The organism is Nocardia sp. CDC153 (assembly GCF_035818515.1).
Lineage (GTDB): Bacteria > Actinomycetota > Actinomycetes > Mycobacteriales > Mycobacteriaceae > Nocardia.
Genome location: NZ_JAYKYU010000001.1, coordinates 47970 through 72144, shown reverse-complemented (window position 1 = coordinate 72144; position 24175 = coordinate 47970). Strand labels below are relative to the sequence as shown.

Annotated in this window: 23 protein-coding genes; 12 read left to right on the top strand and 11 right to left on the bottom strand. The window is 67.7% G+C overall.

The annotated features are described in order from the left end of the window. Positions 1–84: 84 nt before the first annotated feature. Both VMT65_RS00355 and VMT65_RS00350 read left to right on the top strand, forming a co-directional pair. Positions 85–1518: an ABC1 kinase family protein gene (locus VMT65_RS00355; RefSeq protein WP_326305847.1), complete on the top strand. Its 1434-nt coding sequence runs from the start codon at positions 85–87 to the stop codon at positions 1516–1518. A gap of 24 nt (positions 1519–1542) precedes the next feature. Beyond that, a complete protein-coding gene (locus VMT65_RS00350; protein WP_326305845.1) occupies positions 1543–2784 on the top strand; it encodes a saccharopine dehydrogenase family protein in 1242 nt (413 codons plus the stop codon). On the opposite strand, the gene VMT65_RS00345 is transcribed toward VMT65_RS00350, so the two are convergent. Further along, the gene (locus VMT65_RS00345) at positions 2774–3730 is read right to left on the bottom strand and encodes a hypothetical protein (RefSeq protein WP_326305844.1); all 957 of its coding nucleotides are present in this window, start codon (positions 3728–3730) and stop codon (positions 2774–2776) included. The genes VMT65_RS00350 and VMT65_RS00345 overlap by 11 nt on opposite strands. An 81-nt stretch (positions 3731–3811) precedes the next feature. Between VMT65_RS00345 and VMT65_RS00340 the strand changes: the two genes are divergently transcribed. The 5 genes from VMT65_RS00340 (at position 3812) to VMT65_RS00320 (ending at position 7709) form a co-directional block, all read left to right on the top strand. Beyond that, positions 3812–4447, top strand: a complete 636-nt coding sequence (locus tag VMT65_RS00340) for a TetR/AcrR family transcriptional regulator (RefSeq protein WP_326305842.1) — start codon at positions 3812–3814, stop codon at positions 4445–4447. A gap of 150 nt (positions 4448–4597) precedes the next feature. After that, positions 4598–5320 (top strand): ESX secretion-associated protein EspG, encoded by a 723-nt coding sequence (locus VMT65_RS00335; protein WP_326305840.1) that lies wholly within the window; start codon positions 4598–4600, stop codon positions 5318–5320. A 49-nt stretch (positions 5321–5369) separates the two neighbouring features. Then, positions 5370–6221, top strand: a complete 852-nt coding sequence (locus tag VMT65_RS00330; RefSeq protein ID WP_326305838.1) for a polyphosphate kinase 2 family protein — start codon at positions 5370–5372, stop codon at positions 6219–6221. A 109-nt stretch (positions 6222–6330) separates the two neighbouring features. Further along, positions 6331–7143, top strand: coding sequence for a DsbA family protein (locus tag VMT65_RS00325; protein WP_326305836.1), 813 nt, complete (start codon positions 6331–6333; stop codon positions 7141–7143). Then, the gene (locus VMT65_RS00320) at positions 7143–7709 is read left to right on the top strand and encodes a vitamin K epoxide reductase family protein (protein ID WP_326307380.1); all 567 of its coding nucleotides are present in this window, start codon (positions 7143–7145) and stop codon (positions 7707–7709) included. The genes VMT65_RS00325 and VMT65_RS00320 overlap by 1 nt, the downstream gene beginning before the upstream one ends. Here the strand turns inward: VMT65_RS00320 and VMT65_RS00315 are convergent. Together VMT65_RS00315 and VMT65_RS00310 are read right to left on the bottom strand one after the other, a co-directional pair. Beyond that, positions 7706–8803, bottom strand: a complete 1098-nt coding sequence (locus VMT65_RS00315) for a S1C family serine protease (protein ID WP_326305834.1) — start codon at positions 8801–8803, stop codon at positions 7706–7708. The two genes, VMT65_RS00320 and VMT65_RS00315, sit on opposite strands and share 4 nt — an antisense overlap. A 59-nt stretch (positions 8804–8862) precedes the next feature. Continuing rightward, positions 8863–9600 (bottom strand): ZIP family metal transporter, encoded by a 738-nt coding sequence (locus VMT65_RS00310; protein WP_326305832.1) that lies wholly within the window; start codon positions 9598–9600, stop codon positions 8863–8865. Between the two features lie 106 nt (positions 9601–9706). Here VMT65_RS00310 and VMT65_RS00305 point away from each other — a divergent pair, with 106 nt between their 5' ends. Continuing rightward, positions 9707–10759: an NAD(P)-dependent alcohol dehydrogenase gene (locus VMT65_RS00305; RefSeq protein WP_326305830.1), complete on the top strand. Its 1053-nt coding sequence runs from the start codon at positions 9707–9709 to the stop codon at positions 10757–10759. An 84-nt stretch (positions 10760–10843) separates the two neighbouring features. Here VMT65_RS00305 and VMT65_RS00300 read toward each other — a convergent pair whose 3' ends face one another. The 4 genes from VMT65_RS00300 to VMT65_RS00285 all read right to left on the bottom strand — a co-directional run bounded on the left by VMT65_RS00300 (position 10844) and on the right by VMT65_RS00285 (position 12451). Next, entirely contained in the window at positions 10844–11059 is a 216-nt protein-coding gene (locus VMT65_RS00300) for an antitoxin (RefSeq protein WP_326305828.1), read from the bottom strand. A 41-nt stretch (positions 11060–11100) separates the two neighbouring features. Continuing rightward, positions 11101–11481: a VOC family protein gene (locus tag VMT65_RS00295; protein WP_326305826.1), complete on the bottom strand. Its 381-nt coding sequence runs from the start codon at positions 11479–11481 to the stop codon at positions 11101–11103. 94 nt (positions 11482–11575) lie between these two features. Beyond that, the gene (locus VMT65_RS00290; RefSeq protein ID WP_326305824.1) at positions 11576–12280 is read right to left on the bottom strand and encodes a helix-turn-helix transcriptional regulator; all 705 of its coding nucleotides are present in this window, start codon (positions 12278–12280) and stop codon (positions 11576–11578) included. A 45-nt stretch (positions 12281–12325) separates the two neighbouring features. After that, positions 12326–12451: a hypothetical protein gene (locus VMT65_RS00285; RefSeq protein ID WP_326305823.1), complete on the bottom strand. Its 126-nt coding sequence runs from the start codon at positions 12449–12451 to the stop codon at positions 12326–12328. A gap of 146 nt (positions 12452–12597) precedes the next feature. Between VMT65_RS00285 and VMT65_RS00280 the strand changes: the two genes are divergently transcribed. After that, on the top strand, positions 12598–13326 hold the full coding sequence (locus tag VMT65_RS00280; protein ID WP_326305821.1) for an NIPSNAP family protein: 729 nt from the start codon (positions 12598–12600) through the stop codon (positions 13324–13326). A 66-nt stretch (positions 13327–13392) separates the two neighbouring features. Here the strand turns inward: VMT65_RS00280 and metE are convergent, their stop codons facing one another. From metE to aceA, 3 genes are all read right to left on the bottom strand, one after another. Further along, positions 13393–15708 (bottom strand): 5-methyltetrahydropteroyltriglutamate--homocysteine S-methyltransferase, encoded by a 2316-nt coding sequence (gene metE / locus VMT65_RS00275; protein WP_326305819.1) that lies wholly within the window; start codon positions 15706–15708, stop codon positions 13393–13395. Positions 15709–15877: 169 nt separating this feature from the next. Continuing rightward, positions 15878–16750: a 3-hydroxybutyryl-CoA dehydrogenase gene (locus VMT65_RS00270; RefSeq protein WP_326305817.1), complete on the bottom strand. Its 873-nt coding sequence runs from the start codon at positions 16748–16750 to the stop codon at positions 15878–15880. Between the two features lie 313 nt (positions 16751–17063). Further along, positions 17064–18353, bottom strand: coding sequence for an isocitrate lyase (aceA, locus tag VMT65_RS00265; protein ID WP_326305815.1), 1290 nt, complete (start codon positions 18351–18353; stop codon positions 17064–17066). A 509-nt stretch (positions 18354–18862) separates the two neighbouring features. Between aceA and VMT65_RS00260 the strand changes: the two genes are divergently transcribed. Further along, on the top strand, positions 18863–19360 hold the full coding sequence (locus VMT65_RS00260; RefSeq protein WP_326305813.1) for a DUF1772 domain-containing protein: 498 nt from the start codon (positions 18863–18865) through the stop codon (positions 19358–19360). A gap of 99 nt (positions 19361–19459) precedes the next feature. Here VMT65_RS00260 and VMT65_RS00255 read toward each other — a convergent pair whose 3' ends face one another. Next, complete coding sequence (locus VMT65_RS00255; protein WP_326305812.1) at positions 19460–19810, bottom strand: hypothetical protein; 351 nt, start codon at positions 19808–19810, stop codon at positions 19460–19462. A 189-nt stretch (positions 19811–19999) separates the two neighbouring features. Between VMT65_RS00255 and VMT65_RS00250 the strand changes: the two genes are divergently transcribed. Then, entirely contained in the window at positions 20000–22702 is a 2703-nt protein-coding gene (locus VMT65_RS00250) for a tetratricopeptide repeat protein (protein ID WP_326305810.1), read from the top strand. Positions 22703–23146: 444 nt separating this feature from the next. Further along, positions 23147–24172, top strand: a complete 1026-nt coding sequence (locus tag VMT65_RS00245) for an XdhC family protein (RefSeq protein ID WP_326305808.1) — start codon at positions 23147–23149, stop codon at positions 24170–24172. Positions 24173–24175 lie beyond the last annotated feature (3 nt).

The following is a 24175-nucleotide window of genomic DNA, read 5'->3' as shown; positions in this document are numbered from 1 at the left end:
AGGCTGATTCGTGGCGGACCGCACCGAACGGTTTTCCGCCGTGTCGGCACCAACGAGGGTGTTGGCTCCCATGGAGGGTCACTGATGGCGAAAGAGCTGCCCACATCCAGGCTTGCGCGGGGGACGAAGCTGGGAATGGCTGTCGCGGGGAATGCCCTGCGCGCCCAGAAGACTCGCAGATCCATGCGCGGCCGGTCCGAGGCGGTGCGGGCGCGGATGGCCGAGGAGTCCATGATCCGGGCCACCGAGCAGATGGTCATGGTGCTGGGCACCATGAAGGGTGTGGCCATGAAGCTCGGGCAGATGCTGTCCGTGCTGGACCTGGATCTGGTGCCGCCGCAGCATCGGGAGCGTTTCCAGCGGCGGCTGGCGGTCCTGCGCGACAGCGCGCCCTCGGTGTCGTTCGAGGTCATGAAGGCGGTCATCGAAGAGGACTTCGGCAAGCCCCTCGAGGCCGTCTTCGCCGAATTCGATCCGGAGCCGATCGCCGCGGCCTCGATCGGGCAGGTCTACAAGGCCACCCTGCACGACGGCCGCCAAGTCGCGGTGAAGGTGCAGTATCCGGGCATCGACGCGGCGGTGCGCGCGGATCTGAAGAACCTGGCCATGTTCCGACGAATCCTGCAGTCGGCCATGCCGTGGGTGACCCCGGCCGTGCTGGACGAGCTGCGGCTGAACCTCGAGAGCGAACTCGACTACGTCGCGGAAGCCAATACCCAGCAGCAGATCTCGGCGCTGTTCACCGGGCACCCGTTCATCGTGGTGCCGACCACCTATCCGGAACTGTCGACCACGCGTGTACTGGTGAGCGAGTACTTCCCGGGCCGTGGCTTCGAGGAGATCCGGGAACTGCCCGCGGCGGAACGCGATCGGATCGGCGAGATCATCTACCGCTTCTATGTGGGCTCGCTGTTCACCTTCAACGAGTTCTGCGGTGACCCGCATCCCGGAAATCTGTTGCTCGGGGCCGACGGTCGGGTGGCGTTCCTGGACTTCGGGCTCTACAACCGGATGGATCCCGAGCACGTGCAGTTCGAGGCCATTTGCATTCGCGCCGCGGCCGAGGAGCGCGCCGAGGACCTGCGCGACCTCATGATCAAGCGCGGCGTGATCGAATCGCCGGACGAGATCACGCCCGAGGAATGTCTCGAGTACGTGCTCGCGGCCTGCGAATGGGCGCTGGTGGACGAGGAACTGACCATCACGCCCGAATTGGCTTCCGGCGCGTTCGTTTTGGCGGTGGATCCGCGGGCCAGTGAGTTCGCGGGGATGAAGCAGCAGAATCTGCCGCCGGAGCACCTGTTCTCGCGGCGCGCGGACTTCCTCACCTTCGGCATGCTCGGGCAGCTGGAGGCCACCGGGAACTGGCACCGCATCGCGCGGGAATGGCTCTACGGCGACGAGCCGGTCACCGAACTGGGCCGCGCGCACCATGAATGGCTGGCGAGCCGCCCGGCTCCGACGCCGACCACCGGGGGGCCGACCAAGAAGACCCGCAAGCGCGCCGCCAAGGCGTAAGCACCTCACCGGATGGGAAAACCAATGGCCAACAGGGAATTCGACATCGTCCTATTCGGGGCGACCGGCTTCGTGGGCAAGCTGACCGCGCAGTATCTCGCCGAATCGGCCCCGGCCGGGGCGCGCATCGCGCTGGCCGGGCGCTCGCCCGAGAAGCTGGCCGCCGTACGCTCCGAACTGGGTGCCGCGGCCGCGGAGTGGCCGCTGGTGCAGGCGGATTCGACTGATCAGGCCAGCCTGGACGCACTGGCGGCGCGAACCAAGGTGGTCGTCACCACCGTAGGCCCGTACCTGCGCTACGGCCTGCCGCTGGTGCGGGCGTGCGCCGAGAACGGCACGCACTACGCCGATCTCACCGGTGAGCCGCTGTTCATTCGCGAATGCATCGACCAGTTCGGCGACAAGGCCGCCGAGACCGGCGCGAAGATCGTGAATTCCTGCGGCTACGACTCGATTCCGTCGGATCTGAGCGTCTACCAGCTCTACCGGCGCAGCGTGGCGGACAATACCGGCGAGCTCACCGACGTCACCCTGGTGGCCAGCCTCAAGGGCGGGGCCAGCGGCGGCACCATCGATTCCGGCCGCGCCATGATGGAGGCCATCGCCGAGGATCCGCGCAAGGGCGCGATCATGGCGCACCCGTATTCGCTGAGCCCCGACAAGACCATGGAACCCGATGTCGGCCGCCAGAGCGATCAGGCCCTCGCGCGCGCCTCGACCATCGATCCGAGCCTGGACGGCTGGGTGGCGACCTTCATCATGGGCGCGCACAACACCAAGATCGTGCGACGCTCCAATGGCCTGCTGGGCTGGCCGTACGGCAAGAACTTCCGGTACCGCGAGGTCATGAGCGCGGGGAAGTCGGCCACCGCGCCGCTCATCGCGGCGGGTATCGCGGGCGGCATCGTGGCCACCATGGCGGCGGGCGCGGTGCTCTCGCGGGCGGCGGTGGGCCGCAAGCTGATCGACCGCATCGTGCCCAAGCCGGGCACCGGCCCCAGCGAGCAGTCCCGCAAGAGCGGCTGGTTCACCATGCGCACCTTCGCGCACACCACCTCGGGCGCGAAGTACCTGTGCACCTTCGCGGGCAAGGGCGATCCCGGCTACCAGGCCACCGCGGTCATGCTCGGCCAGTCCGGCCTGTGCCTGGCCTTCGACACCCTGCCGGAACTGGCGGGCATACTGACCCCGGCCGCGGCCATGGGTGACGCGCTGACCGAGCGGCTGCGGGCGGCGGGCATCACCATCGAGGTCACTACGGCTTGACGCTGTATTCCGCGATGAGTTCGCGGTAGCGGTCGAAGGCGGGCTTGGGCGTGTAATCCGAACGCAGGAGCCCGAATTCGAGATTCATATCGCCCTGGTCGCTGTAGGAGTCGCGCAGGCCGAAGTGTTCGTAGGTGGTGATGTTGAGCTCGTCGGCGAGGCCGTCGACGAGCCGCACCACCGTCTCGAGCACTTCGGCCTGACGCTCGTAGGAGCGGTTCGGCCCGGTGGCCCAGCCGTTTTCGGTGATGTGAATGGGCGTGGTGTCCGGAATGCCCGCGGCCGTGAGGCTTTCGCGGCGGAAGCCGGTGAGCACCGCGGTGACGGCGGCCTCGAGCCCGTCGGCCGGAATCGGCCGGAAGACGTCGGCGAAGAAGTCCAGGCCGACATAGTCGAGCGCGTGCGCGAATTCGCTGCCGCCGCGCCGACCGAGATCCGTCCAGAACTCTTGCGCCGGATCGAGTATCACCGAGGAGTTGCAGCCGATCCCGATATCGAGGCCGAGCCGGTCCACCTCCGCCCGCGCGGCGCGCACCCCCTCCACGACCGCCTGCCGCACCGCCGGTTGCTCGCCGTCCCCACCCGGGCCGGTGTGGTTCGGCTCCTCCGCGATCTGCAAGGAGGCGAGCACCGGCCCGTGCTCGCGAATCTGCTTGCGCAGGAACTCGAGCCAACCGGTGAGGTCCTCGCCCGGCTCGCGGAAACACACCACCAGATCGAGCTTCCGGTGCGGTGCGGCGTACTGCCACGGCCGGGGCGGGGCTTGGCGATGACCCCCTGCCGCATCGTTGTACTGGACGTATCCGCGCACCACGAAGGGCCGGTCTGCGTGCAGTGCGTCGAGGGCCTCGGCGATCCGATCGGACCGTTCGGGCGGACCGGGCGTGGTGTTGCGGAATCGATCTTCGCCGAGTCCGCCCGCGTAGATGCCAAATCTCAGTGCCATGATTCGACCCTAACGCGAATTTTGGTGTCACACCAATTTTAGTGTCACCCCTATACTGCTTCCGACAGTGAGGAGAGGCCATTGACACTGCGCGAGGAGAAGAAGCTCGCCACCCGGACCGCGCTCGCCGACGCGGCCATGACGCTGTTCCTGGAACGCGGCTTCGACAAGGTGACCGTGGCCGAGGTGGCCCGGGCCGCGAACGTCTCGGTGAACACCGCGTTCAACTACTTCCCGACCAAGGAGGACCTGTTCTTCGACCGCCAGGACGAGGTGGCCGACCGCCTCGCCAAGGCGGTCCGCGACCGCGAACCGGGCGAATCCGCGGCGGCCGCCATGCGCCGGGCCTTCCTCGAACGGCTGCGCGACGACGACCCCACCCTCGGCCTCTCCCCCGCGGCCACCGCGTTCTGGCAGCTCATCGCGGACAGCCCCGCCCTCCAGGCCCGCCTGCGCCAGCTCGGCGAACGCACCGAAGCCGCACTGGCGCAAGCCCTCTCGGAGGCGACGCACACCTCTCCGGACGACCCGACCCCGCGGCTGGTCGCCGCGGTGCTCGCCGGGCTGGACCGCGCCCTGCACGCCGAGATCCGCCACGGCATTCTCGCGGGCGAGCACCCGGAGGCGGTCCGAGCCCGCGTCATCGCGGCGGCCACTCGCGATTTCGATGCCGTGCTCACCGGACTCGCCGATTACGCCACGCGGCAAGGCGATTGACTCCCCCGATCGAACCTGTTCGATAGCAACGGTGTTCACAAAGTGCGACAGGTCACAGATCGAGCTCATCGATGACACCCAGCACCCGCAGAATCTCTCCGGTAGGGTCGCGAGCGGGACGGAGGTGACCGTAGAAAGGGGGTCGGCCACGTGAAATGGATCTTGACCCCGGACGAGTTCGCGATGATCTGGACCCGCGAAACCGATCTGGCCCGGCGACCCTATCCGCTCGACACCGGCCCCGCCGCACCCGAGAGCGGCGCGGGCACAGCGCGATTCGGAGCGACGGGGAATACGGGCGCGCCGTGGGGCACGCCGCCGCCGCGCTTCCTGCGTCGCACCGATCCGGAACTGGCCGCGGCCCTGGCCCTGTGCGCCCGCACCGACACCACCACCGTCACGCTGTACGGCGAGCGCACGGCCGGTCCGGAGGCGCGCCGCATTCTCGCGTTCGCGGCGGTGGCCCAGCAGCGCGCGGGCATTCTGGTCTCGCTGCCGGACACGGTGACCGTATCCCTGTGTCCCGCCGAGCAATTGGGCCGCGAACTGGTGGAGATCATCGGTTCCGCACCGCCGGGACGGCTGGAACCGCTGCGGGAACCGCAGCAGGCGGTGCTGTATCCGGACGCCTCCGGCACCGGCGCGCAGGCCGACCGCTTCCGCCGCAAGCTGCGGGAACCGGTGGACGGGCGCGGATTCATCACCGTCACGGTCGAACCCGCGAATCCGCTGTCCCCGCCGACCCGGCATCGCACCTGGCTGGATTTCTCCGGTGACGGCCGCTACCTGCTCACCACCGCCGCGGACCTCACCCTGACCCCGGTCACCGATGCCGAATTGGCCGAGCAGTTGGTCAGGTTGGCCCGGGTCTGATTCGGCGCGGTTGCCTGCGCGGCTCCCCCGCGTGTGCTAGCCATGACTGATGGCGAAGGCGACATCCTGGTCTAAACCGGTCACCAAGGCACTGCGTGCCGATGGCGTCCAGGTGAACGATTTGAATACATCCGCGACTCCCGGATTCAAGGGCGACAAGAAGGCCGGGGAGGCCCTGCTCGCCGAGCGCGCGACGGTGTTGTCGGATCTGCAGGAAAAGCTCTACGCCAATGGCCGTTCCGGTGACAACCGCAGTGTGCTGCTGGTGCTGCAGGGCATGGATACCGCCGGCAAGGGCGGCATCGTGCGGCATGTGATCGGGTCGGTGGATCCGCAGGGTGTCGATCACGCGGCCTTCGGGGTGCCGACCGCCGAGGAGCGCAAGCACCACTACCTGTGGCGAATTCGCAAGCAGCTGCCCCGGGGCGGGCAGATCGGCGTGTTCGATCGCTCGCACTACGAGGACGTGCTGGTGGTGCGGGTGCACGACCTGGTCGCGCCGGAGGTGTGGGGCAAGCGCTACGACGAGATCAACAAGTTCGAGCGCAAACTCGTCGACGACGGCACCACCGTGGTGAAGGTGGCCATGTTCGTCTCGCTGGACGAGCAGAAGAAGCGGCTCATGCAACGCCTGGAACGGCCCGACAAGTATTGGAAGTTCAATCCGGGCGATATCGACGAGCGCGCCTACTGGCCGCAGTACCAAGAGGCGTACCAGGCGGTTCTGGATCGCACCAATACCGAATACGCCCCCTGGTACGTCCTGCCCTGCGATCACAAGTGGTACGCGCGCCTGGCCGTCACCGAATTGCTCATCGACGCGCTGCAGGGCCTGAAGCTGGACTGGCCGCCCGCGGACTTCGATATCGCCGAGCAGAAAAAGCGTCTGCAGCAGGGGTGAATTACACGCCACACGACTCGGGGCGTCCATATCCAGGAATCTCTCAGGTTCACGGGTGAAGATGGGCGCGCACGAGTCGTGGACGAACGGAAGGCGTGGTGGCGCAGAGGTGAGCAAGAAACCGACGGGAAAGAACCCGCTGGCGAAGGCCGCACAGGCCGAACGCAATCGGAAGATCTTCATCCAGGTGGGCGTGGCCGTCGTACTGATCGGTCTGATCGCCGCCATCGGCATCACCCTGGCATTGCGCCACTCCGACGACAACAAGAACAAGCCGTCGGCCGCCTCGACCTCCTTCGCCCCGGTCGTCAAGCACGATGCGAGCGCGGGCGCGATCCCGCCCAATGTCACGGCGGGCGGCGCCATTCGGGTCGGTGACCCGAACTCGCCCGCGCCGGGCGGCAAGAAGAAGGTGACCGTCCAGATCGTGGCCGATATGCAGTGCCCGATCTGCGCCACCTTCGAGAAGGCCAACTCCGACGCGCTGACCAAGGCGGCCACCGACGGCAGCGCGGTGGTCGAGTACAACGTCATCTCGTTCCTGGACCGGATGTCGAAGGGCAACAAGTTCTCGACTCGCGCCGCCAATGCCGCTTACGTGGTCGGCTCCGCCGATCCGGCCAAGTTCCAGGGCTGGCTCGCCGCCATGTTCGCCCAGCAGCCCGCCGAGAACGGCAACGGCATGACCGACGACCAGCTCATCAAGATCGCGGCCGACGCCGGGTACACCGATCCCGCCATCGCACAGGACATTCGCGACGGCAAGTACCTGAAGTACGTGGCGGACGAGACGCAGGCCACCTTCGACGCGGGCGTGCAGGGCACCCCGGCGGTGTATGTGAACGGCACCCAGATCCAGGACTCCCGCGTGCTCATGACCCCCGGCGGCATCACCTCCGCGATCGACAACGCGGCCAAGTGATGATCTCCGCTGGCCCCCGCTCGGCCTGGCCGCTGCTGCTGGGTGCGTTGATCGGCTGGGGTGCGTCGGTGACGCTGCTGGTCGAGAAGTTCAAATCGCTCACCGAGCCGAACTACAAGCCGATGTGCAGCATCGACGCCACCCTGTCGTGCACGACGGTCATGGAGTCCAAGTCCGCGTCGCTGTTCGGATTCCCCAATCCGATCATCGGTGTGGTCGGCTTCTCGGTATTCGTCACCATCGGCGTGCTGCTGGTGGTCGGAATCTCGCTGCCGCGCTGGTTCTTCGGCGGCATGTGGCTGGGTCTGTTGCTCGGCGTGGCCGCCATCGGCTGGCTGGTCTGGGACGCCACCTTCGAGATTCACGCGCTGTGCCCGTGGTGCATGGTGGTGTGGGCGGTGACCCCGGCCATGTTCGCCATCGTGACCGGACTGCTGTTCGGCCGCTCGCGCGGGCTGCTGCAGATTCTCGTGGAGTGGCGCTGGACGCTGATCGCCATCTTCTACGCGGTGGTCATCCTGATCGTGTACATCCAGTTCCAGTCGTACTGGAACAGCAAGTTCTAGTTGGGCGGGCCGACGGTGAGCGTCACGCTCACCGTCCGGTGTCCGCCGTCGGCGTCGCTGACCTCGAGCCGCACCACATCGTCCGGTCTATGGGCGTTGAGTGCGGCTTTCAGCATTTGCGAGTTGGCGATGGGGCGGTCGTCGAGGGCGGTGATGGTCTCGCCGTCGACCAGTCCGGCCGCGTAGGCGGGCTGGCCGTAGATGGCCACGTCGATGTGCGCGCCGGTGGGCCGGGCGTCGGAGGTCAGGATGCCCAGGGTCGCGGTGGGGCCGATGTGCACGGTGTCGGTCGGTGTGCCGGAACGGATCTGGCGCACCACGTTCATGGCGGTGTCGATGGGGACGGCATAACCGTTGGGGCCCTTGCCCAATGTCTTCTGCAGATCGCCGGACGCGGCGGTGATGACGCCGATGACCGCGCCGTAGCGGTCGACCAGCGCGCCGCCGGACTGCCCGGCGGCCACCGCGGCCGCCACTTCGATCATGCCGTGCAGGGACTTTCGCGACAGGTCGGCCGAATTGCGGGCCACGATGGCCGAATCCAGATTCGTGATGGAGCCGCCGACCGCGGTCGGTGAGCCGGTGCCGCCCGCATTGCCGATGGCCAGCACGTCGTCGCCCAGGTGCAGCGGGGCGGAGCTGCCGATATGGGCGATCGGCAGGCCGCCGGCCCCGTTCAGGTCCAGCAGGGCGATATCGGCCCCGGCGTCGTATCCGGCGACGGTGGCGGTGTAGGTCGCGCCGGTGCCGATGTCCGAAACCGTCACGGTGTCAGCGCCTTTGATGACGTGATGGCTGGTGAGCACCTCGCCCTCGGCGGTCAGCACGATGCCGGACCCGGCCGCGCCCAGACCGTAGGGGCGAATGCCCGCGGTGATGTTCACCAGGGACGGTTCGGCCACGCGGGAGACCAGCTCGACATCCAGGGGCGGCAGTTCGGGGCCGCTGAGGCTGGCCGTGGTGGCGTCGTCGGCGAAGGGCCAGCGCGGCAATTCGCCTCGGTAGCAGAGGAATCCGGTGAGGGCGAGGACCGCGGCGACGAACAGGGCCAGTATCCGGCCGCCACTCCTGCCTCGACGTGTGCCGTCGTCCACGGGCCCTCCCGACGCTACTTTCGGTGACGCAGTACTGCCATTCGGTTGCTCAGTGTCGTTCAGTGGCTCAGGGCCGCCACGAACAGCATGAGCAGCACGCCCGCCAGTGTGCACACCAGCGGTCCCCTGGCCGGTTTGCCCGCGTGCGCCTCGGGCAGGATATCGGCCGTCGCGAGATAGAGCAGGAATCCCGCGAAATAACCGAGATACAGCCCGACCAGTTCGGTAGGGACCTGTACCAGCGTACCGATCACCGCGCCGACCACGGGCGCGATCGCGTCCAGTCCCAGCATGATCAGGCCCCGCCGCCGGGCATTGCCGTAGAGCGTGGTCAGGGTGAAAGTATTGAAACCATCGGCGAAGTCGTGGCAGATGACCGCGATGGCCACGGCCGCGCCGACCGCCGCGCCCGCCTGAAAGCCGAAGCCGATGCTCAGCCCGTCCAGCGTGCTGTGGAAGATCAGTCCGCTCGCGGCCAGCAGCCCGAGCGAGCTGAAATCGTGTCCGTGCCGGTGGGCGACGTACTCGTCCTCGTAGCCGGTGTGCAGGGCCATGGACCGCTCGATGATGTGGACGGTGAAGAAGCCGACCACCGCGGCCAGCAGCGGAACGGGCACGCCGAGCACGATCCGGTCGTCCGCCTCGAGCGATTCCGGCATGAGGTCGAAAGCCACCACGCCGAGCATGACGCCCGCGGCCAGCCCGAGCACCAGGCGCTTGCGGTCACCGATGCGAGCCGCGATCAGACCGCCGATCAGTGTGGCGCACATCGAGATCAGGGAGAGCAGTATCGCCATCGTGCCAGCATGCCGACCGTTTGCCAGGGGGCCCGCCGCGCCGCGCCGGGATGATATATCCGACCCCGGTTGGTGCCCGCCGGAATGCGGGAGTAGGCATGAGTGCATGAGCACAGCTGCCGCATATGCCGTATCCGCCCCGGACGGGGCCTTCGAGAAGATCGCCATCGAACGCCGCGAGCTCGGACCGCACGACGTGCTGATCGACGTCAAATACGCGGGCATCTGCCACTCCGACATTCACACCGCCCGCAACGAGTGGAAGGGCACCGCCTACCCGTGCGTGCCCGGGCACGAGATCGCCGGAATCGTCACCGCGGTCGGATCCGCGGTGACGCGGCACCGGGTCGGCGACCGCGTCGGCGTGGGCTGCCTGGTCGACTCGTGCGGTGAGTGCGAGCCCTGCCTGGCCGGGGAACAGCAGTACTGCACCCGGGCCGCGATCTGGACCTACAACACCCCGGTGCCGGAGTCGCAGCAGGCGGGCGGGCGCACGCTCGGCGGCTACTCCACGCAGATCGTGGTGACCGAGGGCTTCGTGCTGTCCATTCCGGAGGGCATCGGACTGGATGTGGCCGCGCCGCTGCTGTGCGCGGGCATCACCCTGTTCTCGCCACTGCGGCACTGGAACGCCGGGCCCGGCAAGCAGGTCGCGATCATCGGCATGGGCGGGCTCGGGCACGTCGGGGTGAAGATCGCGGCCGCCATGGGCGCGGAGGTCACCGTGCTGAGCCACTCGCTGTCCAAGCAGGAGGACGGGGTGCGTTTCGGCGCGCACCACTACTACGCGACCAGCGAGCGCGAGACCTTCAAGAAGCTGCGCAACTCCTTCGATCTCATCATCAATACGGTGTCCGCCGATCTGCCGATCGAGGATTACCTGCGGTTGCTGAAGCTGGACGGCAGCCTGGTGGTGCTCGGCCTACCCGAAAACCCTTACACCGTGCGGGCTTCCACGCTGGCGGGCTTCCGCCGGTCGCTGTCGGGTTCCATGATCGGCGGCATTCCGCAGACCCAGGAGATGCTGGACTTCTGCGCCGCGCACGGCATCGGCGCGGAGATCGAGGTGATCTCCGCGGACCGCATCGACGAGGCGTACGACCGCGTGGTCGCCTCCGATGTGCGCTATCGCTTCGTCATCGACGCCGCCACCATGTGAGGCCCGGGTATTCGCGCCGGCGCCGCTGTGTCGGCGCGAATACACTTCCAGCGTCCCCGGACACGGGGTGGCCGAGCCTTCGCGCTACTGCCCCGCCTGTTCGTGCAACGCCTTCTTGGCGGCGTCCTGCACCTTGTCCACCGCATCGGCGAACTTGCCCTCGGTCCGCTCGTCGATCAGATCGCCGGCCTTGTCGATCAGGGGTTCCAGCTTGTCGGCGTGCTGGCCCGCCAGCTCCGCCGCCTTACCCGCCACATCCTTGAACTGATCGAACATGCCCACGATCCACACTCCTGTCATCGAAAACGCTTCGGTGACAGGCTAACCGCGACCGGTGCCGCTCAGTTTCCGGGCGGCGGGCTGAAAATGCCGAAGCGGTTGCCCGAGGTATCGAGCAGCTCGGAGAAGACCAGGCCGTTCTTGGCGGTCACGGGCTGCACGAACACCTTGCCGCCCGCCTTCTCGGCCGCGGCCAGAATGGCCGGAACATCTTGGACCAGAACGTAGAAGATGGCGTGATTGCCGGACGCGTCGTCCTGATGCGCGATGCCGCCCGCGGGCATATCGCTGCCCGGGTACGTGACGATGTCGTATTTTCCGTCCTCGTCCGGATCCGGGGCGAAGTTCCAGCCGAAGAGTTCGGCGTAGAACGCCTTCACCTGTTCGGGTTCATTGCTGCCGACCTGGAACCAGGCGACGGTGTTGAAGGGCGGAGTGGTCATGTCTGTCTCCCGAAAGTCCTGGTGGATTGCCTTGCCCCACCACGATCTCCCCGCCCGGCGACAACCCCCTGTCGGTGTTTCCGATCTTTTCCGCCTAGCCGAGCGAGATCATCCGCACCTCGTGCACCGCCTCCTCCGGTCGGCACATATCGATGGACCGCTCCGGGCCCACCCACTCGGTCAGCTCGATGGCTTTGATCCGATCGAGCCGGAAGTTGCGTGGCTCGTCGCGCAGGCGGCACCAGGCCAGCAGGTACCAGCCATTGCTGCCGTGCAGCAGCGCCACCGGCTCCACCTCGCGCGCGCTGAGCACGCCCGCCCGATCCAGATATTCGATGCGCAGCACCCGCCGCGCCAGCACCGCCTGCTCCACCTCCGGCGGGATCGGCATCGGGGCGGCCGCGTCCGGGGACTCCAGGATTCGCACCCGCTCCGCCAATTCCCGTGCGGCAGCGGCATTCTGGCGCGACATGGCGGCCAGGATCTTGCGCAGGGCGCTGCGCCCGGCCGCCGCGAAGGGCCCGTCCTCGGCGCGCGCCACCGCGACCGCCAGCGCCACCGCCTCGGCCGCGGTGAAGTTCAACGGCGGCAGCGACATGCTCTTCTCCAGCGCGTACCCGCCGCGGCGGCCCACATCGGCGTAGATCGGCACCCCCGACTGCTGCAGCGCGCTGATATCGCGCTCGACCGTGCGCACGCTCACCCCGTGCCGGCGCGCCAATTCCCGTGCGGTGCGCAGGCGCGGCGACACCGCCCGCAACTCCTCGACAATCGCGTAGAGCCGATCCGTGCGGTTCACGACCACACCGTAACGACCCCCACCGACAATTTTCCGTCGGCGGCGTCAGCGCCCCGTCTTCCAGGGCGGGTCCTGGGTCACCTCGTCACCCTTCTGGTTGTACGAGTCGTACCACTGCTTTTCGGTTTCCGGATCATCCACCGGCTGATCACCCTTACCCGTCGGATCCATCTCCGCCCCTTTCTCGAAAGCCTGTGGCACGCACGTTAATCCGGCCATCATGACCGTTTCGTGATGCCGCGATCATGGCCAGATATTCACGGAAACAGTCATTCAGGCCACTTCTGTGCGCCGACGCCCGATGCGACCGTGGAGTCATGAGCGAGAGCACCTGGCCGGTACTGGAACTGCGTTACTACACGCTGCACCCCGGCAGCCGAGACACGCTGATCGACCTGTTCGATCGCGAGTTCATCGAGGCGCAGGAGGCCCTGGGCTGCCGGCTGCTCGGACAGTTCCGGGTCGAGGACGATCCGGACCGCTTCGTCTGGCTGCGCGCCTACACCGACATGGCGACCCGGTGGACAATGCTGAACGGCTTCTACGTGGAGAGCGAGACCTGGCGCACACACGCGGAGACCGCCCGATCCACCATGGTCGACAGCGACAACGTACTGCTGTTGCGGCCGATCCCGGGCGGTGAACTGCGCGTCCCGGCGGACCGCCCGACCCGCGACGCGACCGCCCTGCCGCCCGCCCGCGTCGACGCCACCGTCTACCACCCCGAGGGTTCGATCGACGAGTTCGCCGAGTTCTTCGACACCCGCGTCGCTCCGGTCCTGCGCGCGGCCGGAATCGACCCGGCGGGCCGCTACCGCACCGAGCCCGCGCCCAATGACTTTCCCCGGCTACCGGTTCGGGAGGGAGAGCGGGTTTTCGTGTGGTTCGCGCTGTTCCCCGATGCCGAGCGGCGGACGGAGCAACTGGCGGCGCTGTCGCGCGATCCGCTGTGGAACAACGATATTCGCCCGCAGCTCGACAAGCGGCTCACCGTTCCCGAGACGGTGCTGCGATTGGCGCCGACGGCACGCAGCGCGCTGCGCTGAGCATGAAGCAGGCCCCGGTCCGATCTGTCGATCGAACCGGGGCCTACACCCGTAAGAGCCTGCGCCTCAGGCGGTTTCGCTGGCGGCGGCCTCGGCCCGACGGCGGACGCGACGGGCGGCCGCGACCAGGTTGCGCAACGACGGATCGAGCTGCCAGTGGTGGCGAGTCTTCAGGCCACCGTCCGGATTGGCCCACAGCCGCTCCGGGGTGACGGCTTCGGCCGCGGCGGTCAGCAATTCGTCGAGCTCGTCGATGTCGGGAATGCGCGCCGAGCGCGATTCGTAGACACCCGGGCCGACGCCGTGGGTGAGGCCGCGCCCCTCGGCGCAGTCCTCCTTCAGCGCCGCCAGCACCCACTCGATCGAGCGGGTCGCCACGATGGCGGTGACGTCGGCGTCGAGTTCCTCGATGGCGGCCACCACGTCGGTGCGGCTGGAATAGCCGATGTGCGTGTGGATCTGGGTCTCCGGCTTGACACCGGAGGTGGCCAGCTTGAACGCGCCGACGGCCCAGCGCAGGTATTCGGCCTGCCCCTTCTTGCGCAGCGGCAGCAGCTCGCGGATGGAGGGCTCGTCCACCTGGATGATGGCGATGCCCGCCTTCTCCAGATCCACGACCTCGTCGCGAATGGCCAGCGCCACCTGGTCGGCGGTCTCGTAGAGCGGCTGGTCCTGGCGCACGAAGGAGCGGGCCAGCATGGTGACCGGGCCGGTGACCATGCCCTTGACCGGCTTGTCGGTCAGCGACTGCGCGTAGGTGGTCCACGACACCGACATCGGCTCGGGCCGCGACACGTCGCCGTACACGATCGGCGGTCGCACACAACGGGATCCGTACACCTGCACCCAGCCGAAGTGGGTGGTGGCGAAGCCGTCCAGCAGCTCGGCGAAGTACTGGATCATGTCGTTGCGCTCGTGCTCGCCGTGCACGAGCACATCCAGGCCGATGTCCTCCTGCAGGCGAATGGTCGACTCGATCTCGGCCTCGATGCGCTTGCGGTAGTCGTCGTAGGACAGCTTGCCCTGGCCCAGATCGTGGCGCGCCTGCCGGGCCGCCTCGGTCTGCGGGAAGGAGCCCAGCGTGGTGGCGGGCACCAGCGGCAGCCGAAGCTTGGCCTGCTGCGCGATCTTTCGCGTCTCATAGGGCTCACGCACGCGCATCTGATCGGTGATGGCGTAGACCCGCTGGCGCACCGCGTGCTTCTGCTTGAAGTGCACCGAGGTCGGGCGCTTGCGCCACTTCTCCGAGGGGCCCTCGGTGAGCGCCTTGGCCAGCGAAACCACTTCCAGCACCTTCTGTTTGGCGAAGGCGAGACGGTCGGCGACATTGCCCTCGAGCTCGTATTCGACGAGCACGTCGTAGGGCACGTGCAGCAGGGTCGAGCCGGTCGAGACCACCATGTCGGGGCAGACCTGGGCGAGTGCGTTGAGGTATTCCAGCGTCACGTAGCGGTCGGCGCGCCACACATTGGTGCCGCTGATGACGCCCGCGTAGAGGCGCTTGCGGCGGATGCCCGGGATCTTGGCCAGTTCCTCGGGCACCACCCGGTGGCTGGCCAGGTCCAGGCCGATGGCCTCCACCGAAGTGCGGCACAGGATTTCGACGGCCTCGCCGAAGTCGCCGTACTGTCCGGTGACCAGCATGCGCGGGCGCAGCGGGGCCTTGGACAGCTGCTGGTAGGTCTTCTCGAACAGCTCCATGGTGGAGGGCGAGCGGTCGCTGGTGAAGCAGGGCTCGTCGAGCTGCACGCAGGTCGCGCCGCGCTTGGCGAGGATCTCGAACAGCTCCTCGTACACCGGTAGCAGCTTGTCCAGCAGCACCAGCTTGTCGAATTCGGTCTGGCCGGGCACGTGTCCGGTCTTGGACAACAGCAGCAGCGACAGTGGGCCCAGCACCACCGGGCGCAGTTCGATCCCGGCGGCCTTGGCGCGGTCGAACTCGTCCAGCAGCGCCTCGGGGTGCAGCGAGAATTCGGTGTCGGTGTCGAGTTCGGGCTGGCGGTAGTGGTACGGCGTGTTCAGCAGCTTGACCAGCTCGAGCGGCGGCAGATCCGGTCGCCCGCGGGCCATCAGGAAGTAGAAGTCCAAGGGGTGCAAGTCTTCTCGGAAGGGCTCGAACCGCTTGGGGACCGCGCCGAACAGCAGCGCGTTGTCGAGAATGTGGTCGTAGAACGAGAAGGTGTTGCCGGGGACCTGCGTCAACCCGGTGGCGGCCAGCTCCAGATACTGGCTCTCCTGAATGTCGCGCCCGACGGCGATGAGCTCGTCGCGCGACAGCGTGCCGTGCCAATAAGACTCGAGCGCGCGCTTGAGTTCACGATGCGGACCGATCCGCGGATAGCCCAGGATGCTGGACCCGAACCCGTCGGTGATGTTGACCATCTGAACGAGCACTCCTTCCGAGCTGCCGGTCCCGAACGACCTGTTTGCAGCTTATGCCCGGTTGCGGTGGACGCCCCACATGCCCAGCGGCGTGCACCTGTGGTGAAGAAACACGATGCGCTCACGCGACCACCCGCGTGAGCGCATCGTTACGCCATGAAGGCTCGGGTCACGCGCGGTTGTACTGGTAGAAGCCGGCGCCGGCCTTCTTGCCCAGCAGACCGGCCTCGACCATGCGCATGAGCAGCGGGGGCGCGCTGTAGAGCGGCTCCTTGAACTCCTCGTACATGGAGTCGGCGATGGACTTCACGGTGTCGAGGCCGACCAGATCGGTCAGGGCCAGCGGGCCCATCGGGTGGGCACAGCCCAGCACCATGGCCTTGTCGACGTCTTCCTTGGTGGCGAAACCGGATTCGACCATGCGGATGGCCGAGAGCAGGTACGGCACCAGCAGCGCGTTGACCACGAAACCGGAGCGGTCGGCCGAGCGCACGACCTGCTTGCCCAGCACGTCGGCGGCGAACTGCTCGGCGCGCTTGGTGACGGTCTCGGTGGTCTTGAGGGTGGTGACCAGCTCGACCAGCGGCAGCACCGGCACCGGGTTGAAGAAGTGCATGCCAACGACCCGCTCCGGGTTGTTGGTGGCGACCGCGATCTTCATGATCGGGATCGACGACGTGTTGGAGGCCAGCACCGCGTTCGGATCGGTGACAACCTTGTCGAGTTCGGCGAAGATCGCGGTCTTCACGTCCTCGTTCTCCACGACGGCCTCGACCACCAGCTGGCGGTCGGCGAAATCGCCGAGGTCGCTGGTGAAGCGCAGCCGCCAGGCGGCCTGCTCGCGCTCGCGCTCGGTGATCTTTCCGCTGGACACCCCGCGGTCCAGCGACCGCAGGATGCGGGCACGCCCGGCGGCGGCGAGCTCGCGGGTCTGTTCGAACACGAGGACGTCGACATGCGCCCGCGCGCACACCTCCGCGATACCCGCGCCCATCTGTCCGGCACCGATGATGCCGACGCGCTGAATCTTTTCGCTGCTCACGTCCCGCTCCTGCTGTTTTGGCCGTCGTGGCTGTGGATGAAGGCGTCGTATAACTGAACGACCCTGCGCCTTCTTAAGGTCTCGAATCGCGTCCGTCGAAAAACGGTCTTACGAAAATCGTTATTAAGGAAATGCCCTCCCCGCCGGGGCTGTCGACGGGAAGGGCGGGGTGGACTCGCCGAGAGGGGCTTGCCATCCCTCTCGGCGAGTCCTGAGGTCCCGCGGCGGCGGAAGGTGTGATGCGACTGCCGCCTTGGGTGTGCCTCGGAACCTGAAGTGGCTCAGCTGTTCACACCGAGCCGCTTCGGGTGGCTCAGTGGAACTGGCCCTCTTCGGTGGAGCCCTTCAGCGCGGCGGTCGAGGTGTTGGGGTCGACGGTGGTGGCGATGGTGTCGAAGTAGCCGGCACCGACCTCACGCTGGTGCTTGATCGCGGTGAAGCCACGCTCGGCGGCGGCCTTGAACTCGCGCTCCTGCAGGTCGACGAAGGCGGTCATGCCCTCGCGGGCGTAGCCGTAGGCCAGGTCGAACATGCCGTAGTTGAGCGAGTGGAAGCCCGCCAGGGTGATGAACTGGAACTTGAAGCCCATGGCGCCCAGCTCACGCTGGAACTTCGCGATGGTCGCGTCGTCCAGGTGCGCCTTCCAGTTGAAGGACGGCGAGCAGTTGTAGGCCAGCAGCTGGTCCGGGAACTCGCCGCGGACGGCCTCGGCGAACTTGCGCGCGACCTCGAGGTCCGGCACGCCGGTCTCCATCCAGATCAGGTCGGCGTAGGGGGCGTAGGCCTTGGCACGCGCGATGCAGGGCTCGATGCCGTTCTTCACACCGAAGAAGCCCTCGGCGGTGCGGGTGCCGTCCAGGAACTCGCGGTCACGCTCGTCCACATCGGAGGTGATGAGGGTGGCGGCCTCGGCGTCGGTGCGGGCGATGATCACCGACGGCACGTCGGCGACGTCGGCGGCCAGACGCGCGGAGGTCAGGGTGCGGATGTGCTGCTGGGTGGGGATGAGCACCTTGCCGCCCAGGTGGCCGCACTTCTTCTCCGACGCCAGCTGGTCCTCCCAGTGCACGCCGGCCGCGCCGGAGGCGATCATGGCCTTCTGCAGCTCGTAGGCGTTCAGGGCGCCACCGAAACCGGCCTCGGCGTCGGCGACGATCGGGGCCAGCCAGTTGGCGACCGAGGTGTCACCCTCGACCTTGGCGATCTCGTCGGCGCGCAGCAGCGCGTTGTTGATGCGGCGGACCACGGCCGGAACCGAGTTGGCCGGGTACAGCGACTGGTCCGGGTAGGTGTGGCCGGACAGGTTCGCGTCACCGGCGACCTGCCAACCCGAGAGGTAGATGGCCTTCAGGCCCGCGCGCACCTGCTGCACGGCCTGGTTGCCGGTGAGGGCGCCGAGGGAGTTGATGTAGTCCTCGTTGTTGACCAGATCCCAGAGGATCTCGGCGCCACGACGAGCGAGGGTGTGCTCCTCGACGACGGTGCCCTGCAGCTTGACGACCTGATCGGCCGTGTAGTTGCGGGTGACGCCCTTCCAGCGGGGGTTGGTGTCCCAGTCCTGCTGGATTTCCGCAGCGGTCTTCGGGGTGCCGACCTTCGACATCTCTGACTCCACTTCTTCGTTCGGTCTCGGTAGCCCCGCCGGTCGAATCGAGGGCTGGGGAGCCTCGGATATTCGACCACTGCTGGAGCGGCAATTTGCAGGCTTGCTAGGCCTGCGCTGTGTACTTCCACACGATGGCACAGGAAAAAATGTCCGTCTACCTGTTGCAAGTGTGAATCCCCGCTAGCTTTCACCAGCATTTTGCTAATGCTGCGAAATTTGCTTGCGAATAGCAGCGGCGGAATCTACTTGCCAGTAGCCCTGACGTGCAGTTTTACATAACGCCCGTACTGCTTGCGTGACGGGAGCCACCGGTGCGTGACGCGCCGACGGCCGTCCAGATGTGAGCACCTTCACAGATCATTGTGATCTTGATAGTTGTGAGGCGAGCCACCGGGGTAGGCATTTCAGACCAATCGGTCGCACTCGAACCGTGAAATCTAGCGGCGCTAGACAAGCTAGCCCATTCGCTGTTATCGTTGCTTCAATTCCTAGCGACGCTAGATTCGATGAAAAGAGACACCCCGATGCTCGTCCTGACCGGCCAAATCCTCGCCGCCCTCGCCGTTCTCGCCAATGCCGTCGTCTACGGCACAGACTGGTCCGTCGCCCTCGTTACCCGGTCGGTCTACCGCGACCACCTGGACGACGCCACCGTCACGATCAGCGCCGGATGGGGCCACTACTACGGCGACAAGCGCATGCCCCTCTTCGGCGCGGGCGGCGTCATCACCGCCGTCCTCACCCTCGGACTGGCCATTGCCACCGGACACCTCGCCGCGGCCATCGCCGCCGCCATCGCCCTCGCCGCCCTGCTCACCTGGCTGGCCTGCTACGTCCGCATCGCCAAGCCGATCAACACCGCCCAGACCACCGCCGCCCAAACCGGCGTCATCCCGCCCAACGCCCGTGCGCTCCAGACCAAGTGGGACAGCATCCTCAACGCCCGCGTCGCGCTCCAAACCCTCGCCCTCACGGGCCTGCTCGCCGCCCTGATCCTGTTCTGACTCACCCAACCCTCGAACACGCGAAGGCCCCGCACCGAACCCGGTGCGGGGCCTCACCTTTCGTTATCGGCCGGCAGCTCCGGGGCCGACGAGCACCCCTCAGCTCGCCGACCGGATCGATTCGGCCTCCTCGTCGCGATCGACCTCTCGATCCCGCCCCGCCGCGCGCAGGGCCAGCCAGCACATGACGTCGGTGACGGTCACCCCGATCATCTCGGCGTGCAGCGTCGCGACCTCTGCGTCGAATTCCCCTGCCGGACTGGACAATCCGATGAGGATCATCTCCGCGAGCCGTAGCCCCACGATCGCTTCGTCACGCGACAACCTCCGATAGGTCGGCAGATAGGACAGCACCCACCGCCCCCGATCCTCTCCCGGCACGTCCACCCGGAAGGCGACTTCATCGGCCTTGTCGCTGGAGATCAGCCAGTCGAAATCCTGAATTGCCATCGATCCGTCCCTTTACTGACCGCGGACCCGTCCCCCGTGCCCGTTGTTTTTCGGTCACTCAATGATCGCGAGCGGACGAGCGACATTCGATCCCATGGGGTTTCGCGAATTCTTGGCACATCACAGGCCCTTGACCAGCCGAAACCCGCGCGGTACCAAGGAAATGTTCACAACGGCGGGGGTGAGACCGTGGACGAGAAGAATGCCGGGCGGCGGAATGGGGAGGGGGATGCGCTGGGGGCCGAGGCGCGGAAGGAACTTCGGGGGATTTTACTGGGGATCGGGTTGCGGGAGAACGAACTTCTGGAGCCGCTGGTGGCCGAATTGCGGTATCGGGGGTGTCGGCCGCGGAAGGCGTGGCGGCTGGCGAACGAGTTCACGCAGCAGTATGTGGCGGCGGAGTTCAATCGGCTGACGGGGAAGCCGAGTGCGCCGATGAAGGCGGCGCGGATTTCGGAGTACGAGTCGTGGCCGGGGGCGCGCGGGGCGGGGCGGGTGCATCCGCGGCCGACCCTGGAGGTGTTGAAGAATCTGGCGGTCATCTATCGAACCAGTTGGGACCAACTGGTGGATACCGCGGATCTGGCGCACATGCCGAGCGCGGAGGTGGCCGCGTATCGGGCGGTGGTGGCGCGGCGGACCACGGCGCTGCCCGCCGCCGCGGACAATGGATTCCCCAGCGGGCTGGCGCCTTTCGTGGGTCGCACCGAGCCGCAGCGGCTGTTGCGGGAGCGGATCGAGGCGCATCTGACGGCGCGCGGTCCGGGCGTGCACGTGGTGAACGGGCTCGCGGGGGTGGGCAAGACGGCGCTCGCGCGGTGGGTGGTGGAGACCTTCGGGGACCGCTATCCGGACGGGATCATCTGGGAGAACCTGCACGGGCACACCGACGGACGGCCGCCCCGCACACCCGCCGGAGTACTGGAACAGGTGCTGCTGAAGTTGGGGGTGCCGCCGGAGACCATCCAGCCCGACACCGCGCATCGCTCCGCGCGCTGGCGGCACGAGATGCGGGATCGGCGCGCGCTCATCGTGTTCGACAATGTGCTCGATTCCAAACAGGTCCGGGCGCTGCTGCCGGAGGCGCGCGACAGCTTCGTGCTCATCACCAGTCGGCACAAGCTGACCGGGCTGACCGGGGCGGTGCCGTTGCAGCTCGATGCCATGGAACCATCCGAGGCGGAGGAGTTGCTCGTCGAATTCGCCCATCTGCCACCGGATTACGATGTCGACGCGGCGCGGCTGGTGTTGCGGGCGGCGGGCGGGCTGCCGCTGGCCATCCGCCTGATCGCGGGCCAGATCGCCTATCAGGGGCCGGATCTGCTGGGCGCGGCGGCGGCCGAGTTCACCCGCTTGGCCGACCGGATGCGGCAGGGTCCGGGCGACGGCACCGAGGATTCGCTGGTGGAACGGGCCCTGGATCTGTTCTCCGCGGAGGGCGAAACGCTGCGCGCGGCCTTCGAACTGTCCTATCAGCGGCTGCCGGACCCGGAGTTGCAGCGTTGCGTGCGCTTGCTGGGCTGGTTCCCGGGCACCGAGATCACCGCCGAGACCCTCGCACCCATGGTGGGTGTGCCGCAGGCGCAGGCGTACGGGCTGATCCGGCAGATCTTCGAGGTGGGGCTGTTGGATCCGGCCGAGGCCGGGCCGAACGGCCAGCGCTACCGAATCCACGATGTGACAAAGCTTTTCGCCCGGGTGAAGGCCGACACCGCGGATCTGCCGAGCGAGCACGCCGCCGCGGTGGGGCGGCTGGTGCGGCATTGTCTGAGCGTGGCGCGCCAGGCCGGGGTGCAACAGCCCTACGAGTCGGCGGGCAGTTTCCCGGCCCCGCTCGCCCCGGACCCGACCGGTGCGACGCAGCGGGCGCGGGCCTGGCTCGCCCGGGAGCGCGAATTGCTGCTGGGCTGTGTCCGGGTCACCGGTTCCGAGCGCGGCACCGGCGAGCTGGCCCGACTGCTGGGCGCGTACCTTTCCGAACTCGGTCACCTCTCCGACGCGCGCGGACTCCTGTTCCGCGCCTTGGCCATTGCCCGCGACGCCGACGACCGCAGCACCGCCTGCGACATCCTCTTCGAACTGGGCACCCTGCACCGCCGCGCGTGCGCCTACGAGACCGCCGCCGCCTGTTTCCAGGAGGCCCACGACATCGCCACCGCCCTCGACGACACCCAGCGCATTGCCGCCACCCTGTGGGGTCTGGCCGATATCACCAGGCACCGCGGCGATTACGACCGCGCCCGCATCGCCTACTCCGACGTGCTCGGCATGGCACGGCAATTGGAGAACGCGAAATTCGAGGGCGACGCCCTGCGCGGTCTCGGCCATATGGAGCGCATGGGCGGCGACCGCGCCATCGCCCACCGCTACTACCTCGACGCCCTGCGCATCGCGGGCGAGATCGGCGACACCTACAGCCTGGGCTGGTCGCTGTGGGGCCTGGGCAGCGTCTCGCGCGAATCCCGCGAATTCGACACCGCCAGAACCCAATTGACGAAGGCGCTGACCATCGGCGCCGAGATCGGCGACCACCTGCTGCGCGCCGACGCCCTGCGCGGCCTGGGCCACCTCGAACGCGATGTCGGCGATCTCGATGCCGCCCAGGAGTTCTACGCCGAATCCCTCGAGCTCACCCGCCGCACCCGCGACCCGCACGGCGAGGCGGACGTCCTGCGCGCCCTGGCCTACATCGCCCTGCGCTCCGGGGGCGCGCACTGGCGGCCCTGCGATCTGCTGCTGAAATCCCTACTCCTCTACGAGAGCATGGGCATCAGGCTGGCCGATCAGGTCCGCGCGGAACTCGTCGAGGCCCTGGCCCGCTGCCGCCGCGAATCGGTGGTCCTGCCGGACCGGATTCAAGAGGATCTCCACCGCCTCGGCTTCGGCTGCTGAGCCCCGCCGACGGGATCTCTCATGCGGCGGGAGCGATCGGGCAATCGATAGTGGTCACTTGATCAGCGAACCTCGGCGGGTGGGATTACCCTGCTCGCGTGAACCCCGAACGCCGCGCTGGAATGGCGCTCGCGGCCGGTGCCCGGCCGCGCCCGCAAACGTCGGGCACCGGGGTGTGGCCGGGGTGGCCGTCACCGGGGGATCCAGTTCTTGCGACGGGGACTATCGCCGCGCGGAACAGTGCGGTGGGGAATTCCCACCCGCGGAAGGCTGCGGCCGGGATCGGTGGAGCGGCCGGGGTGTGCTCGGGTGCGGAGCGAAAATCGGGGGCGGGCACTTATTTAAGGCAACGAGCGGATATGGTGTGCGTCACGTGCGATGACCTCGCAACGGGGATCGATCGGGACTACCCGGCGGGCAGCGCACGGTGATCGGGAGCATGTGATGCGGGAAATCATCGACGACCTTCTCCGGGTGTGGCACAGCGGTCGGACGGGTGGGTTGGCGACTCTGGTTCGGACCCAAGGGGCTACCCCCGTGCCGATCGGTTCGGCCATGGTGGTGGACGCGGACGGTCGGGCCTTCGGTTCGATCTCGGCGGGCTGCGCGGAGGCCGCCGCCTACGAGGCCGCGGTGGAGTCCGCGCGAACCGGGCGGCGCGGGCTGCAGCGGTTCGGGCCGGGCACCGGGCTGGACGCGCAAATGGACTGCGTCGGCACCCTGGACGTCTTCATCGAACCGTTCTCGCGGCGGCATTTCCCCGAATTCCCGGATGTCGCAGCCGATATCGCGGCGCAGCGGCAGGTCACCGTGTTCACGGTGGTGTGGCACTCCGACCCGGACGTGATCGGCCAGCATCTGGTCACCGACCGCAAACACGGCACCGAACTGGTCTCGCTGCCGGACTCGGACGTGTTCGTCTCCTCCTTCGCCCGGCCGCCGCATCTGATCCTGGTGGGCGCCAACACCTTCGCGGGCGCGCTGGCCACCCAGGCCAAGCTGCTCGGCTACCGCGTCACCATTGTCGACGCCCGCCCGACCTTCGCCAACGCGGCGGCCTATCCGGGCTGTGAGGTGGTGGTGGACTGGCCGCACCGCTACCTGAACACCCTGGCGTCCGCGGGCGAGATCGACTCCACCACCGCGATGGTGGTGCTCTCGCACGACCCGAAGTTCGAAATCCCGCTGCTCACCGTGGCTTTGCGACTACCGGAGCTGGGGTACCTGGCCGCCCTGGGTACCCCGGCGTCGCACGCGCATCGGCTGGAGGCCCTGCAGGCGGGCGGCTTCAGCGACGACACCCTGGCCCGCCTGCACTCGCCCGCCGGTCTGGACGTGGGGGCGCGCACCCCGGCCGAGACCGCCGTCGCCATTGCCGCCGAACTGTTGGCGGTGCGCAACGGGACCTCGGCCGAGCCGCTGTCCGCCTCGCCGGGTCAGGGCAAGCGGCACGTGCAGCTGGTGCGCTGAACC